This window comes from Nocardioides sp. (assembly GCF_035576065.1).
Taxonomy (GTDB): domain Bacteria; phylum Actinomycetota; class Actinomycetes; order Propionibacteriales; family Nocardioidaceae; genus Nocardioides.
This window is the reverse complement of sequence record NZ_DATLWX010000011.1, coordinates 137,962-152,268: the sequence shown is the minus strand read 5'-3', so window position 1 is coordinate 152,268 and position 14,307 is coordinate 137,962. Positions and strand designations below refer to the sequence as shown.

Annotated in this window: 15 protein-coding genes; 6 read left to right on the top strand and 9 right to left on the bottom strand. The window is 69.8% G+C overall.

All coding sequences use genetic code 11. The features are described 5' to 3' along the window. Positions 1–61 precede the first annotated feature (61 nt). On the top strand, positions 62–1,108 hold the full coding sequence (locus VNJ48_RS05400) for a zinc-dependent dehydrogenase (RefSeq protein WP_325599856.1): 1,047 nt from the start codon (positions 62–64) through the stop codon (positions 1,106–1,108). A gap of 45 nt (positions 1,109–1,153) precedes the next feature. Here the strand turns inward: VNJ48_RS05400 and VNJ48_RS05395 are convergent, their stop codons facing one another. Continuing rightward, positions 1,154–2,842 carry a phosphoenolpyruvate--protein phosphotransferase gene (locus VNJ48_RS05395; RefSeq protein WP_325599854.1) on the bottom strand — a complete coding sequence of 563 codons (1,689 nt, stop codon included), beginning with the start codon at positions 2,840–2,842 and terminating at the stop codon, positions 1,154–1,156. A 132-nt stretch (positions 2,843–2,974) separates the two neighbouring features. Here VNJ48_RS05395 and VNJ48_RS05390 point away from each other — a divergent pair, with 132 nt between their 5' ends. From VNJ48_RS05390 to VNJ48_RS05380, 3 genes are read left to right on the top strand one after another with little or no spacing between them, the layout of a single operon-like run. Further along, positions 2,975–3,715: a DeoR/GlpR family DNA-binding transcription regulator gene (locus VNJ48_RS05390; protein ID WP_325599852.1), complete on the top strand. Its 741-nt coding sequence runs from the start codon at positions 2,975–2,977 to the stop codon at positions 3,713–3,715. Then, the gene (locus tag VNJ48_RS05385) at positions 3,712–4,668 is read left to right on the top strand and encodes a 1-phosphofructokinase family hexose kinase (RefSeq protein WP_325599850.1); all 957 of its coding nucleotides are present in this window, start codon (positions 3,712–3,714) and stop codon (positions 4,666–4,668) included. Before VNJ48_RS05390 ends, VNJ48_RS05385 begins: the two co-directional genes overlap by 4 nt. Positions 4,669–4,705: 37 nt before the next feature. After that, entirely contained in the window at positions 4,706–4,948 is a 243-nt protein-coding gene (locus VNJ48_RS05380; protein WP_325599848.1) for an HPr family phosphocarrier protein, read from the top strand. Positions 4,949–4,955: 7 nt separating this feature from the next. On the opposite strand, the gene VNJ48_RS05375 is transcribed toward VNJ48_RS05380, so the two are convergent. The 8 genes from VNJ48_RS05375 to rimP all read right to left on the bottom strand — a co-directional run bounded on the left by VNJ48_RS05375 (position 4,956) and on the right by rimP (position 13,232). Continuing rightward, the gene (locus VNJ48_RS05375) at positions 4,956–5,903 is read right to left on the bottom strand and encodes a hypothetical protein (protein WP_325599846.1); all 948 of its coding nucleotides are present in this window, start codon (positions 5,901–5,903) and stop codon (positions 4,956–4,958) included. Further along, on the bottom strand, positions 5,900–6,844 hold the full coding sequence (locus VNJ48_RS05370) for a bifunctional riboflavin kinase/FAD synthetase (protein ID WP_325599844.1): 945 nt from the start codon (positions 6,842–6,844) through the stop codon (positions 5,900–5,902). Before VNJ48_RS05370 ends, VNJ48_RS05375 begins: the two co-directional genes overlap by 4 nt. A 23-nt stretch (positions 6,845–6,867) precedes the next feature. Continuing rightward, positions 6,868–7,743 (bottom strand): tRNA pseudouridine(55) synthase TruB, encoded by an 876-nt coding sequence (gene truB / locus VNJ48_RS05365; RefSeq protein WP_325599842.1) that lies wholly within the window; start codon positions 7,741–7,743, stop codon positions 6,868–6,870. Then, a complete protein-coding gene (gene rbfA, locus VNJ48_RS05360) occupies positions 7,743–8,225 on the bottom strand; it encodes a 30S ribosome-binding factor RbfA (protein WP_325599840.1) in 483 nt (160 codons plus the stop codon). Before rbfA ends, truB begins: the two co-directional genes overlap by 1 nt. Before the next feature lie 189 nt (positions 8,226–8,414). Next, on the bottom strand, positions 8,415–11,231 hold the full coding sequence (infB, locus tag VNJ48_RS05355; protein ID WP_325599838.1) for a translation initiation factor IF-2: 2,817 nt from the start codon (positions 11,229–11,231) through the stop codon (positions 8,415–8,417). Positions 11,232–11,325: 94 nt separating this feature from the next. Next, positions 11,326–11,628 carry a YlxR family protein gene (locus VNJ48_RS05350; RefSeq protein WP_325600203.1) on the bottom strand — a complete coding sequence of 101 codons (303 nt, stop codon included), beginning with the start codon at positions 11,626–11,628 and terminating at the stop codon, positions 11,326–11,328. 123 nt (positions 11,629–11,751) lie between these two features. Then, on the bottom strand, positions 11,752–12,738 hold the full coding sequence (gene nusA, locus VNJ48_RS05345) for a transcription termination factor NusA (RefSeq protein WP_325599836.1): 987 nt from the start codon (positions 12,736–12,738) through the stop codon (positions 11,752–11,754). Then, positions 12,738–13,232 (bottom strand): ribosome maturation factor RimP, encoded by a 495-nt coding sequence (rimP, locus tag VNJ48_RS05340; RefSeq protein ID WP_325599835.1) that lies wholly within the window; start codon positions 13,230–13,232, stop codon positions 12,738–12,740. Before rimP ends, nusA begins: the two co-directional genes overlap by 1 nt. 86 nt (positions 13,233–13,318) lie before the next feature. Here rimP and VNJ48_RS05335 point away from each other — a divergent pair, with 86 nt between their 5' ends. Both VNJ48_RS05335 and VNJ48_RS05330 read left to right on the top strand, forming a co-directional pair. Beyond that, positions 13,319–13,795 (top strand): hypothetical protein, encoded by a 477-nt coding sequence (locus tag VNJ48_RS05335; protein WP_325599833.1) that lies wholly within the window; start codon positions 13,319–13,321, stop codon positions 13,793–13,795. Further along, positions 13,792–14,217, top strand: a complete 426-nt coding sequence (locus VNJ48_RS05330) for a ferritin-like domain-containing protein (protein WP_325599831.1) — start codon at positions 13,792–13,794, stop codon at positions 14,215–14,217. Before VNJ48_RS05335 ends, VNJ48_RS05330 begins: the two co-directional genes overlap by 4 nt. Positions 14,218–14,307: the final 90 nt, after the last annotated feature.

The following is a 14,307-nucleotide window of genomic DNA, read 5'->3' as shown; positions in this document are numbered from 1 at the left end:
GCTACGGTGGCAGAACCGCTCAGCCGGCCGCCTCGTCGCTTCCCTGGAAGGAACCCATCCCATGCTCGCCCTGCGCTTCTACGCCCCCGAAGACGTCCGCCTCGTGGACGTGCCGGAGCCCATCTGCGGGCCCGCCGAGATCAAGATCAAGGTCAAGAACTGCTCGACGTGCGGAACGGACGTGAAGATCAAGAAGAACGGCCACGTCAACATCACCCGCGAGACGACGCTGGGCCATGAGGTCGCGGGCGAGGTCGTCGAGGTCGGCGCCGACGCGATCGGCGACTTCGCCGTGGGCGACCGGGTGCAGTGCATCGCGGCCGTCCCGTGCGGTGACTGCTACGAGTGCGGCAAGGGATGGATGGAGGTCTGCCAGAACCAGACGTCCGTGGGCTACCAGTACGACGGCGGGTTCGCCGAATACATGATCGTCCCGGCGCAGGTGCTCAAGGTCGACGGGCTCAACAAGATCCCGGACAACGTCGGCTACGACGAGGCGTCGGCTGCCGAGCCGTTCGCCTGCGCGATCAACGCCCAGGAGCAGCTCGGCATCGAGGAGGGTGACTTCACCGTGGTGTTCGGCGCGGGCCCGATCGGCTGCATGCACATTCGCATCGCCCGCGGCGTCCACAAGGTCGGCACCGTCGTCCTGGTGGACGTCAACGCCGAGCGGCTGGCGATGTCGGCGGAGGCAGTCTCCCCGGATCACGTGATCAACGCTGCCGACGTCGACGTCGTGGCGAAGGTCATGGAGCTCACGGGCGGCCGTGGCGCCGATGTGATCATCACTGCCACCCCTGCCAACATCACGCAGGAGCAGGCCATCGCCATGGCCGCGAGGAACGGTCGCATCTCGCTCTTCGGCGGTCTGCCGAAGAACGACCCGACCATCACCTGTGACTCCAACGTGGTGCACTACCGCCAGCTGCACATCCATGGCGCCAACGGCTCGTCGCCCGCCCACAACAAGCGCGCGCTGGAATACATCTCCACCGGCCAGGTGCCCGTCAAGGACCTGATCACCCGGCACGTCCCGCTCTCGGAGGTGATGTCGGCCTTCGACATCGTCGCCGACGGTGAGGCCATCAAGGTGACGGTCGAACCCTGATGAGGTGACCCCAGGTCCGCGCTGTCTGGCCGTCCGCTCATCCGATCATGCCGTCAGCAAGGCACGGACCGCTTCCCGGGCTGCCGCCGGGTCGCTCGCACCCAAGGCTGCTTCGGCGGCGGCCTCACAGGTGTCCATCGAGACGCGCGAGAGCTGCGCCCCGACCGGGCGGACGGCCCGTGCTGCCATCGACAGTGACGTGACGCCCATCCCGACGAGCGCGCAGGCGAGCATCGGGTCGGCCGCGGCCTCCCCGCACACCCCCACCGGCTTCCGTGCCTGCACGCCGGCCTCCGCGGTGATCGCGATCAGCTGCAGCACAGCCGGCTGCCAGGGGTCGGTGAGGTGGGCGAGATCGGTGGCCATCCGGTCCGCAGCCATCGTGTACTGCGTGAGGTCGTTGGTGCCGATGGACAGGAAGTCGACGACCTCGAACATCCGGTGAGCCAGCAGCGCCGCGCTGGGGATCTCCACCATCACCCCTGCCTTGAGCCCATGGGCGCGCACCTTGCCGGCGAACTCCGAGGCCTCGGCAACGGTGGCGACCATGGGTGCCATCACCCAGGTCTCGGTGCCGGTCCGGTCGGCGGCGAGCTTGATGCCCTCGAGCTGTCGATCCATCAGCCCGGGGTTGCCGAAGGACAGCCGCAGGCCACGGACCCCGAGGGCGGGGTTCTCCTCCCCCGCGGTCGTCGCGAATGCGATCGGCTTGTCCGACCCTGCGTCGAGGGTGCGGACGACGACGTGCTGATCGCCACCGAAGGCCCCGAGGACCTGGCTGTAGATCTCGCCCTGCTCCTGTGCGCTGGGCTCGTCGGTGGCGTTGAGGAAGCACAGCTCGGTCCGGAAGAGACCCACCCCCTGCACGGGCTCGTCCTTGGCCTGTATGGCGCCCGGCCCGTCGGCGACGTTGGCAAGGAGCTTGACCGGCGTGCCGTCGGTCGTGACGGCCGGGCCGGTCCAGCTGGCCAGCGCAGCGCGCGCCTCCCGGCTTTCGGCGACTCGCGCTGCGGCTTCCTCGGGGTCGGTGACGACATCGATGGAGCCGATCTCGCCGTCGACCATCAGCAGGGTGCCCGACTCGACCAGGGTGGCGCCGGCGACACCGACCACGCACGGGATGCCCAGCTGACGCGCGATGATCGCGGTGTGGCTGGTCGCTCCCCCGCGCTCGGTGACCAGAGCGATGATCACCTCCGGGTCGAGGCCGGAGGTGTCGCTGGGAGCCAGGTCGCTGGCGATGAGCACGGACGGCACCCCGGGGGTCGGCACCCCCGGCTCCGGCTCGCCCACGAGGTGAGCGACGACCCGTCGTTCGATGTCCTCCAGGTCGGTGACTCGTTCGGCCATGAGGCCACCCATGGTGGTGAAGATCGAGACGAACTGCTCGACCGCCGCATCGACCGCCGGCACGAGGGACAGCCCGGCGGCGAGGTTCTTGGCCACCGCACCTCGCAGGCCCTTGTCGCGGGCCAGTCCAGCGCTCGCCGTGAGGACTTCGGCAGCCGGGCCGGTCGCCTTCTCGGCCTTGCGGCCGAACGTGTCCGCGACGGCTTGGACGGCCGCGTCGTATGCCGCCAAGGCAACGTCTGGGCCGGCGAAGCCACCGTCGCCGAAGCGCTCGATCGCTTCGGGTGACACTTCCCCGTGGACCAGCAGGGCCGGGCCGGCGGCAACGCCGGGGACGACGGGCGTGCCACGCAGGCTCGTCGGTGCAGTCGTGGGAGGGATCATCACCTCACCGTAGGCCAGGTCCACTTGACACTCAACAGGTTCGGCTATAAAACAACACATACACAGATACGTGGCTGGCGCCCCCATGAGATGTCGAGGATCCCGGTGTACGCAGAGGAACGACAGCAGGCCATGGTGCAGCTGATCAGCCAACAGGGCCGCATGTCTGTGGCGGAGCTGTCGGACAACTTGTCCGTCACCACCGAGACGGTCCGGCGCGACCTGTCGGCTCTGGAGCGAATGGGGTTGATCCGTCGCGTGCACGGTGGCGCCGTCCCCGCCAGCGCCCTCGCGAGCATCGAGTCGGGCATCTCGGAGCGCGATCAGGCCAACACCGAGGCGAAGGACGCCATCGCGGCCGCCGCCATCGCACTCCTGCCCCCTCCCGGGTCCATGATCGTCATCGACGCCGGCTCGACCACGGCACGGTTCGCGGCCCTGCTGCCGCGTGACCACGGACTCACCGTCGTCACTCACGCGGTGCCCATCGCAGCCCGCCTGGCCGGACTCCCTCACATCGACCTCGTCCTGCTGCCCGGACGTGTACGGCCGACGACGCACGCAGCCGTCGGGGTCGACACCGTCCTGGCCCTGTCGGACGTCCGGGCCGACGTGTCCTTCGTGGCGACCAACGGGCTGAGCATCGCCCACGGCCTGACGACACCCGACCGGGACGAGGCTGCCACCAAACGCGCCATCGTCGCGGCTGGTCGGCGTACGGTCGTGCTGGCCGACTCCACCAAGATCGGCGTCGAGTCGTCCCTCCGGTTCGCTGCCCTGAGCGACATCGACGTGCTGATCACCGACTCGGGGGTCTCCGACGAAGACGCGTCGGCCCTCGCTGCGGCCGATGTGGAAGTCGTGATCGCGTGATCCTCACCCTCACCCCCAACCCGAGCATCGACCGCACCATCACCCTCGCCGGCGAACTTGCCCGCGGCCAGGTCCAGCGGGTGGTCTCGGTGACCTCGCAGGGCGGTGGCAAGGGGGTCAACATCTCCCGGGCGTCAGTCATCGCCGGGGAGCCCACGGTGGCGGTCGTTCCTGCGGACAAGGACGACCCCTTCGTGACCGAGCTCCTGGCCGCCGGCATCGACTGTCGCCCGGTCCGGCCCGCGGGAGGGGTCCGAGTCAACATCACCATCACCGAGCCCGACGGCACCACCACGAAGCTCAACTCCCCCGGTGCCTCGGTGGAGGCCGTGCATCTCGAGGCCATGGCGAGCACGCTCCTGGCCCGGGCGCCGGGCGCCAGCTGGACCGTCCTGGCGGGCTCGCTGCCGGCCGGTGCCCCGCCAGAGTTCTATGCCCATCTCGTACGCCGCCTGCGCGCCATCCACGCCAAGGTGGCGGTGGACACCAGCGATGCCCCACTCCGGGCCCTCGTCGACGCGCTGCCCGGCTCTGCTCCGGACCTGATGAAGCCCAACGGGCACGAGCTCGCGTCGTTCACCGGCAGCGACGCCGACGAGCTGGAGAACGACCCCGTCAAGGCGGCCGGAGCAGCGCGCACCCTCATCGACCGCGGTGTCGGCACGGTCCTCGTGACCCTCGGGAGCAACGGGGCCGTACTGGTCACTCGGGAAGGCTCCTGGCACGCTGCTCCGCCGCCCACCACGGTCGTCAGCACAGTGGGTGCCGGCGACTCCAGCTTGTTCGGCTATCTCCTCGGCGACATCCGCGGGCTGGCCGCGCCCGACCGCCTGGCCCTCGCCGTGGCCTACGGCAGCGCTGCCGCCGGACTCCCCGGGACCACCATCCCCGCGCCGGCACACGTCCACACCCAGCACGTCATCGTCTGTGCTCTCGACATCGCCATCGTGTGACCCGCACCGCTCATCCGCCACGCACATAGGAGCAGTCATGCCCACCAAGTCCGTCGTCGTCGGCTCTGCCGTCGGCCTGCACGCTCGCCCTGCCGCGATCATCGCCGAGAAGGCCGGCGAGCTGGGCGCCGAGGTGACGATCAACGGTGTCGACGCCGGCTCGTCACTGATGATCATGACGCTGGGCGCCGGGAACGGCGACACCGTGGTGGTCGCAGGAGACGACCAGGCGGCCGTCGACGCCATCGCGGCCCTGATCGAGCAGGACCTCGACACCTGAGGAGCGCCTAACCGCGGCTGAGGTACTTCACCCGCACCTTGAGCGCCTGCTCGAGCTCGCCGAGCACCTCGGTGAAGAACTCACGACGGTAGGTCTCGTCGGTCACAGCGAAGACGGCGAAGTAGAGGCCGCTGAAGGCGGCGAGGAACACCGACACCTGGACCAGCTCGAGACTGATCAGCTCGAAGCCCCACGGGTAGGTGAGCGACTCCCCCTCGTCGATCCACTTGATCAGCACGGTCTCGTCCATCACGATCGCGCCGAAGATGACGAAGAAGACGAAGACCGCCAGTGCGAGCAGCAGCACCTGGAAGGCCTGCGTGATGAGCAGCACCAGCATGAGGTTGGTCCGTTGCAGCCCGACGATGTCGGCACGGTCGCCCAGCTCGTCGCGGCCGACCTCGTCGTCGAGACGGTCGACCTCCTCGCTCAGCCGCACCAGCAGGAACCCCGTGGCCACGCCCGCGAACATCATCACCGCGCCCCACAGGATGCCGCCATCCAGGGCTGAGGCGATCATCCACACCTCGGTGTTGATGAAGAGGAACGTCACGAACAGCAGCAGCATCGGCATGGCCCGCGTGGCCAGCGGGAACAGCAGCTCGAGGCTGGCCAGCGAGTGGCGCAGGGCCCACTTCCCGATCACGTGGAACTTCAGCGCGCGGCCGGCGTAGACGGCCGCCACGAGGAGCAGCACGGTCACGCCCACCGAGATGCCCGCCGACACGCCGCTCTGCTCCTTGGTGCTCGTGGCCACCCACCAGCCCACACCGACGCCCGCGGGGACGGCAAGGATGAGCCCGACCCCTGCGACCAGCAGCAGCCGGCCGCGGGCGAGCCTGCGGCGTACCTGCTCGCGGGTGTCGTCGACGAAGTAGGGCAGGCCGTGGGCCAGGAACCAGGCCTCCGCCTCCGCCCGGGTCGTCGGCTCGGGGTGAGCCGGAGCCCGCGTCACGGGCTGGTCACCAGGATCTCGCGGGCGCGGCGTACGTCGTCGTGCATGGTCTCGACCAGGGCCTCGACGCCCTCGAACTTGACCATGCCGCGCAAGCGTTCGACGAAGGAGACCTCGACCTCGACGCCGTAGAGCTCGAGGTCGTCGCGGTCCAGGACGTAGGACTCGACCCGGCGCTCACGTTCGCCGTCGAAGGTCGGGTTGGTCCCCACCGAGATGGCGGCTGGGTAGCTCTCACCGGAGTCCAGGCGGGTCAGCCACCCGGCGTAGACCCCGTCGGCCGGGGCGGCCTCGTCCGCGGGCGTGGGGACGTTGGCGGTGGGGTAGCCCAGCTCGCGCCCGCGTCGGTCGCCCTGCACCACGACGCCACGCACGGTGAACGGACGCCCCAACGCCTCGGCGGCCCCCGAGACGTCGCCGGCCGCCAGGCAGCTGCGGATGTAGGTCGAGCTCCAGACCTGTGGACCTCCGTCGAGGTCCACCCCCTCGACGAGGAAACCGCGCTCCTCCCCCACCCTTCGCAGCAGGGCGACGTCTCCGGCCGCGCGGTTGCCGAAGCGGAAGTTGGCGCCGACGACCACCGCCCGAGCGCTCAGCGCGTCGAGCAGGACCCGGTCGATGAACTCGACGGGCGACCACGCCGCCATGTCGCGGTCGAACGGCACCACCAGGACGGCGTCGATGCCCGCCTCTGTCAGCAGGCGGACGCGGGTCTCGATGCTGGTCAGTGTGGGCGGTGCGTGCTCGGGTCGGAGCACCGCGATGGGATGCGGGTCGAAGGTGACGACGACGACCTTCGCCACCCCGAGCTCGCCCGCCGTGGTCTGCGCCTGCTGGAGCACGTGTTGGTGCCCGAGGTGGATCCCGTCGAAGTTGCCGATCGTGACGACCGTCGGACCGAAGTCGGCCGGGACGTCGTCGAGGGAGGACCAGATCTGCACGATGCGCAGCCTATCGACGCCGTTCAGCCGACGAAGACCGCCACCGGGCGCGCGCCGGTCGCGCTCGGCTCGTAGAGCGCGAGAAACTCCCCATCGGGCGCAAACAGGGCATGCTCGCCGGTGCCGGGCAGCGCCAGCTCGATCGGTCGGCCGAAGCGGACATCCGCGGCTTGGGCGTCGTCCAGCTCGACACAGCTGAACGTGGCACGGGCCGCCTCGGCGATGGGGACGAGCACGAGCCCGTCCGAGAGCTCCTCGAGACTGCGCGCCTGCTCGAGGTCGAAGCGGCCGACGGCAGTACGCCGCAGGGCAGTCAGGTGCCCGCCGACCCCGAGCGTCGCTCCCAGGTCTCGCGCGATCGCCCTGATGTAGGTGCCGCTGGAGCAGCGGACCGAGACGTCGACGTCCAGGCAGTCACCGACGACCCGATGGTCGAGGACGTCGAGCGAGTGGATCGTCACCCGGCGCGCCTTGAGCTCTACCTCTTCGCCGTCACGGACCCGCTGATAGGCCCGCTTGCCGTCGACCTTGATCGCGCTGACCGCCGTGGGCACCTGCATGATCTCGCCGACCTGCCCGGCCAGCTCGGCGTCCACCAGGCCGGGCTGGAGGAACGCCGCGGGCGTCGCCCCGGTGACCTCGCCCTCCGCGTCGTCGGTGGTGGTCGACACACCCAGCCGGAGGGTCGCGTCGTAGGCCTTCTCGGTCAGCATCAGGTGCCCGAGAAGTCGGGTCGCGCGGTTGATGCCGAGCACGAGCACCCCGGTCGCCATCGGGTCCAACGTCCCGGCGTGGCCCACCTTGCGCGTGCCGGCCAGTCGGCGTACGCGTGCGACGACGTCGTGCGACGTCATCCCCGCGACCTTGTCGACGATGACCAGGCCGGGTGCGTCCGCCATCAGTCCTCGCGGTCCTCGGAGTCGACCTTCTGGTCGTCCTCGTCGTCCTCGTCGTCCTCGGCACGGAGCTCACGGGGCTTCTTGTAGGGATCCGGCTCGCCGGCGTAGGTCTCCACCCGCAGCGCCGCTACGGCCTCGTCCTGCGCCTTGGCGCGAGCGAGCACCTCGTCAAGAGCGCGCGTGCTCTCGGGCAGTGCGTCCGGGATGAACGTGAGCGTCGGGACGATCCGCATCCCGAGCTGCTTGGCAACCTCGGACCGGATGACGCCCTTGGCCGAGTCGAGCGCGGCGGCCGTGCTCTCCAGCTCCTCGTCGGCACCGAGGACGGTGTAGAAGATGCTGGCCTGCTGGCTGTCGCCCGTCACCCGGACGTCGGTGATCGTGACGAAGCCGAGGCGCGGGTCCTTGATCCGACGCTCGAGCATCTCAGCGACGATGACATGGATCCGGTCGGCGATCTTGCGGACGCGGGGGTTGGTCATGAGTCAGTCCTATCAGTGGAACGGTGGAGCGGCGGGCGAAGAGCCCGCCTCCCCCACCCGGTCGCTCGGCGCCCGAGCCCGTCTGGACTGACGAGCGATGCGAGCGAAGCGAGCGAACCGAGGAGGGAAGACGGGCTCTTCAGGGGCGCCGAGCCGCGCGAGCGGAGCGAGCGCCATTCAGCACTACCATCAAGATCTGGCGATCTCGCGCATCTCGAAGGACTCGACGATGTCGTCGATCTTGATGTCCTGGAAGTTCTTGAGCACGAGACCGCACTCGAAGCCTTCCCTGACCTCGGAGGCGTCGTCCTTCTCGCGGCGGAGCGAGGTGAGGTCGATGTTGTCGGCCACCACAGCGCCGTCGCGCAGGATGCGCACCTTGGCGTTGCGGCGGATGAGGCCACCGATGACCATGCAGCCCGCGATGTTGCCTGCCTTGGACGAGCGGAAGATCTCGCGGATCTGCGCCTGGCCCAGCACCGACTCCTCGTAGACCGGCTTGAGCAGGCCCTTGAGCGCGGCCTCGATCTCCTCGATGGCCTGGTAGATGACCGAGTAGTGACGGATCTCGACACCCTCCTTGTCAGCCATCTGGCCCGCCTTGCCCTGCGGGCGGACGTTGAAGCCGATGATGATCGCGTCGGAGGCAGCGGCCAGGTCGACGTTGGTCTCGGTGATCGCACCGACACCGCGGTCGATGACGCGCAGCGAGACCTCGTCGCCGACATCGATGTTGGCGAGCGCGTCCTCCAGCGCCTCGACCGAGCCGGACACGTCGCCCTTGAGGATGAGGTTGAGCTCCTGGCTCTCGCCCTTCTCCATGGACGCCATGAAGTCCTCGAGGCTGCGACGCACGCGACGCTTGGCCTGCATGGCCGCCCGCTCACGCGACTCGCGCTTCTCGGCGATCTGGCGAGCCATGCGGTCGTCCTCGACGACGATGAAGTTCTGGCCCGCTCCGGGGACAGCACTCAGGCCGAGGACCATGGCCGGGCGCGACGGGTCGGCCTGGGTGATCTCGTTGCCGTGCTCGTCGAGCATGGCGCGGACACGACCGTGAGCCGGACCGGCGACGATCGAGTCGCCCACCCGCAGCGTTCCGCGCTGGACCAGCACAGTGGCGACCGGGCCGCGACCGCGGTCCAGGTGCGCTTCGACCACGAGGCCCTGGGCGTCCTGCTTCGGGTTGGCACGCAGGTCGAGCGAGGCGTCGGCGGTGAGGACGACGGCCTCGAGCAGCTTGTCGAGGTTGAGCCCGGACTTGGCCGAGACGTCGACGAACATCGCGTCGCCGCCGTACTCCTCGGGGATCAGGCCGTACTCGGTCAGCTGGCCTCGTACCTTGGTGGAGTCGGCCTCCGGCTTGTCGATCTTGTTGACCGCGACCACGATGGGCACGCCCGCCGCCTTGGCGTGGTTGAGCGCCTCGACCGTCTGCGGCATGACGCCGTCGTCGGCCGCGACCACCAGGATGGCGATGTCGGTTGCCTGGGCACCACGAGCACGCATGGCGGTGAACGCCTCGTGACCGGGGGTGTCGATCAGGGTGATCCGGCGATCGGTGCCGTCGACCTCGGTGTGGACCTGGTAGGCACCGATGTGCTGGGTGATGCCGCCGGCTTCCTTGTCCACGACGTTGGCGTTGCGCAGCGCGTCGAGGAGCTTGGTCTTTCCGTGGTCGACGTGACCCATGACCGTGACGACGGGCGGACGGATGACGAGGTCTTCCTCGTCGCCCTGGTCAGCACCGAACTCGAGGTCGAAGGTCTCGAGCAGCTCGCGGTCCTCGTCCTCGGGGGAGACGACCTGGACGACGTAGTTGAGCTCCTCGCCGAGCAGCTCGAACGTCTCGTCACCGACCGACTGGGTGGCCGTGACCATCTCGCCGAGGGAGAACAGCATCTGCACCAACGCAGCAGCGTCGACGTTGATGCGCTCCGCGAAGTCGGTCAGCGAGGCGCCACGGGGCAGACGGACGGTCTCGCCGTTGCCCTTGCGGACGCGCACGCCACCAATCGTCGGGGCCTCCATGGCCTCGAACTCCTGGCGACGGGCGCGCTTGCTCTTGCGACCGCGACGCGACGGACCACCGGGGCGACCGAAGGCACCCTGGGTCTGACCGCGCTGACCCGGGCGCTGGCCCGGGCGGCCACTGGCGGGCGGCCCGAAGCCGCCGGGACGACCGGGAGCACCGCCGGGGGCACCGCCGGGTGCACCGCGACCGGGGGCGCCACCGGGGCCACCGCGACCGGGGGCACCACCGGGGCCACCGCGACCGGGAGCACCACCGGGGCCACCACGACCGGGAGCACCACCGGGGCCACCACGGCCGCCGGCGCCGCCGCCGAAGGCAGCAGGCGACTTCGGCATCATCGCGGGGTTGGGGCGCGGCATACCGGGACGCGCGGGGGCTCCACCCTCGCGAGCGGCTGCTGGACGCGGCGAACGCTGGTCGGCGCCGGGCGCGGCCGGCTCAGCGCTGGGGGCGGGCGCCGGGCGGCGACCCATCCCCTGGCTGGGAGCGAAGGGGTTGTTGCCGGGACGCGGAGCACCCGGACGGGCACTGGGACGAGGCGCAGGCGCCTTCGGAGCGTCGGCGGCCGGAGCCTCGGGCTCAGCGGGACCGTCGGTGTCGTCGGCGACCGGCGCGGGCGCCTGGGTTGCCTGCGGCTCCGGGACGGGGGTGGGCTCCACCACGGGAGCCTGCTCGACGACCGGCTCCTCGACGGGGGCAGCGGCCTGCTTGGGGCCGGGCTTGGGACCGGGCCTGGCACCAGGCTTCTTGGCTGCGGCTGCATCAGCCGACGCGGGCTCGGCAGCGGGGGCTGCGGCGGAGGACGCCTTCAGCTCTTCGCCGTACTGCTTCTTGAAGCGCATCTCGACGGGAGGCTCGACAGTCGACGATGCCGACTTGACGAACTCACCCATTTCCTTGAGCTTCTCGAGAACGAACTTGCTCTCGACGTTGAACTCTTTGGCGAGTTCATGGACTCGGGTCTTGGCCACGTGAAACTACGCTCCTTCTGGTTCCGTCAACCCAGAAGGAGGGCGAACGGAGACGCTAGTGGTGCAAACTCATCGGAAAGTACTCATCGAGTGCTCATGAGCTGCTGCTCCAGCTTCTGGTCGGTGGGTCTGGTTGTTGGTCTGCGAGCGAGTCGAGGTAGTCCCTCACCGGTGTGCTGGCCGGCCCTGCCCCGAGGCGCAAGGCCCGGGGAAACGCCCGCCGACGAACCGCGAGGTCGTAACACTGGGCCGTGGGATGCAGGTGCGCCCCCCGGCCCGGTGCCGTGCCGCGTGGATCGGGGCACACGGCCGGCTGGCCCTGGGCGTCCGAGCCGACGACGACTCGTAGCAACTCGCTCTTGGCGGCTCTGGCCCGGCAGCCGACACAGATGCGCACAGGCACACCAGCAGGGCTCTCGGTCAAGGAATCCACCACCGGGAACTCTATCGCGTTCGCGGCCAAACCCCGAATGGCGAGGTCAGCGCCGAGCCGTACGCCGTGACAGGCCGCTCCATAGCCTCACTCGTCGTCGGCCGGTGCCGGCGCCTCGTCGGACCTGATGTCGATCCGCCATCCCGTCAGCCGAGCGGCGAGGCGGGCGTTCTGGCCCTCCTTGCCGATGGCGAGGGAGAGCTGGAAGTCGGGTACGACGACCCGGCACGACCTGGCCGCCAGGTCGACGATCTCCACCGAGCTCACCCGCGCGGGCGACAGTGCATGTCCGACCAGCTCGGCTGGGTCCTCGGACCAGTCCACGATGTCGATCTTCTCGCCGTGGAGCTCAGCCATCACGTTGCGCACCCGCTGACCCATCGGGCCGATGCAGGCGCCCTTGGCGTTGACTCCGGGGACCGAGGTGTGCACGGCGATCTTGCTGCGGTGACCGGCCTCGCGGGCGATGCCGGCGATCTCCACGGTCCCGTCGGCGATCTCCGGCACCTCGAGGGCGAAGAGCTTCTTGACCAAGGTCGGGTGGCTCCGCGACAGCGTGATCTGGGGTCCCCGCATGCCCTTGCGGACCGAGATGACCAGGCACTTGATGCGGTCGCCGTGGGTGTACTCCTCGCCGGGCACGCGCTCGCCGAGCGGGAGGTTCGCCTCGATCTTGCCGAGGTCGACCATCACGTCACCGGGGCTGCGGCCCTGCTGGATGATCCCGGAGACGATGTCGCCCTCCTTGCCGGAGAACTCCCCGAACCGGATGTCGTCCTCTGCGTCACGCAGGCGCTGCAGCATGATCTGCTTGGCGGTGGTGGCAGCGATCCGGCCGAAGTCGTCGGGGGTGTCCTCATACTCCTCGCTCGCGGTGCCGTCCTCGGCGACGTCGCGCGCCAGCACGCGCACGTGGCCAGTCTTGCGGTCCAGGACGACGCGGGCATGCTCGCCCGCACCCGGGCTCTTGAGGTAGGCGGTGAGCAGGGCCTGCTCGATCGCCTCCACCAGCACCTCGAAGGAGATCTCCTTCTCGCGTTCGAGCATCCTCAGGATGCTCAGGTCGATGTCCATCAGGCGTCCTCGCTGTCGTTGCGTTTCTTGCGGTTGAACTCCACCTGGACCAGAGCCCTGGCGACGTCGGCGTAGCGGATGTCGCGACTCTCGCCGTCGACGTCGAGCGTCACGTGGTCCTCGGTGGAGGCGAGGATGCGTCCGGTGATCTCGTCGCCCTCGACGAGCGTGGCCTTGACGAGCCGGTCCTCATTGCGGCGCCAGTGGCGCGGGAGTGTCAGCGGTCGATCGACACCGCGAGACGTGACCTCGAGCGTGTAGGGCATCTCGCCGAGGACGTCGGAGTCGTCGAGCACGCGGGAGACCTCGCGGGTGGCATCGGCAACATCGTCGAGCGTCACCCCGCCGTCCTTGTCGATGGCGATGCGCAGCACGCGGCGCTTTCCCGCCGGGGTCAGCTCCACGGCCTCGACGTCGAGGTCCATGACACGCAGCGGCTCGGTGACCTCCGCCTCGATGCGATCCCTGGTGGCGTCCTGTTTGGCGCTGCTCACGATCGTGCGACCTCCTTGTGCTGTTGTTGGCCGCAACGATAGCCGCTCCGAGACGGTGTGCCGACCGGCGAGTTAGGGTCACGCTCGTGTCCACCCTGCGCGTCGTCACGTCGCGGCGAGCGGTGATTTCGCTGGCGGTGGCCGCACCTGCGGTGCTGGGCGCGTGCGAGCTGGATCCACCGTCGACCGCTCCTCCGCAGACTCCGTCCCCCGAGCCCGTGCCCGACGCCGAGGTCGTGGGGCTGGCCCGCAAGGCGATCTCGGTGACGGTCGCCTCCGTCGAGGCCGCGGCGGCCGCCCACCCGCGCCTGGGCCCCGAGCTCGACCTGTGGCTCTCCCTCCACGCCGCCCACCTCGAGGTGCTGGACGACGGCACAGAGGATCAGGTCGTCGAGGGCACCACCCCGACGGGCAAGCAGGCCGTCGACCGTCGCCGGATCCTCGACGAGGAGACCGTCCTCGCCGCTCGGCTCGCCGATGGGGCCCGCCAGGCGGCCAGCGGCGATCTGGCGCGTGCCTTGGCCAGCATGTCGGCTGCCATGAGGCAGCGGTTGGTCACGTGAGCACGATCGCGTCCCTCCAGGCGACCCTCGCCGCCGAGCACGCCGCGATCTTCCTGTACGGCGACGCGGGCGCCCACACCTCGCAGTCCAGCGAGCCGGAGCTCTTCGCCACCATCTCCTCGCTCTACCGAGCCCACCGCGCTCGGCGCGACCAGCTCCGGCTTCTCCTCACCGACCGCGGCGCGACCCCCGTCGCAGCCGAGCCGACCTACGACCTGCCGGCGCCGCTGGGCACGGCTGGCGCCGTACGCATGCATGCGCAGCGCATCGAGAAGCGCTGCGCAGAGGTGTACGCCGCGCAGGTCGCCCACACGACGGGCGCGGACCGCGACTGGGCGATCGCCGCGCTGGGTGAGGCGGCGCAGGCCAGGATCGTGCTGGGCGGGCGGCCCGAGACGTTCCCGGGTGCCCCCGAGCTCTGACGGGTGGGAAATGCAGAACCGGCCTGCAACCTCACCAGTTGAGGAAGTCCCGAGATCTTCCTCATCTGGCGAGATGCAGACCGGTCCCGA

What these genes read in the sequence shown, in the direction of transcription:
- rbfA (WP_325599840.1), bottom strand. Translation starts at nt 8,225, where the DNA reads ATGACCAACCCCCGCGTCCGCAAGATCGCCGACCGGATCCATGTCATC.
- VNJ48_RS05380 (WP_325599848.1), top strand. Translation starts at nt 4,706, where the DNA reads ATGCCCACCAAGTCCGTCGTCGTCGGCTCTGCCGTCGGCCTGCACGCT.
- truB (WP_325599842.1), bottom strand. Translation starts at nt 7,743, where the DNA reads ATGGCGGACGCACCCGGCCTGGTCATCGTCGACAAGGTCGCGGGGATG.
- VNJ48_RS05395 (WP_325599854.1), bottom strand. Translation starts at nt 2,842, where the DNA reads ATGATCCCTCCCACGACTGCACCGACGAGCCTGCGTGGCACGCCCGTC.
- VNJ48_RS05400 (WP_325599856.1), top strand. Translation starts at nt 62, where the DNA reads ATGCTCGCCCTGCGCTTCTACGCCCCCGAAGACGTCCGCCTCGTGGAC.
- nusA (WP_325599836.1), bottom strand. Translation starts at nt 12,738, where the DNA reads ATGGACATCGACCTGAGCATCCTGAGGATGCTCGAACGCGAGAAGGAG.
- VNJ48_RS05390 (WP_325599852.1), top strand. Translation starts at nt 2,975, where the DNA reads ATGGTGCAGCTGATCAGCCAACAGGGCCGCATGTCTGTGGCGGAGCTG.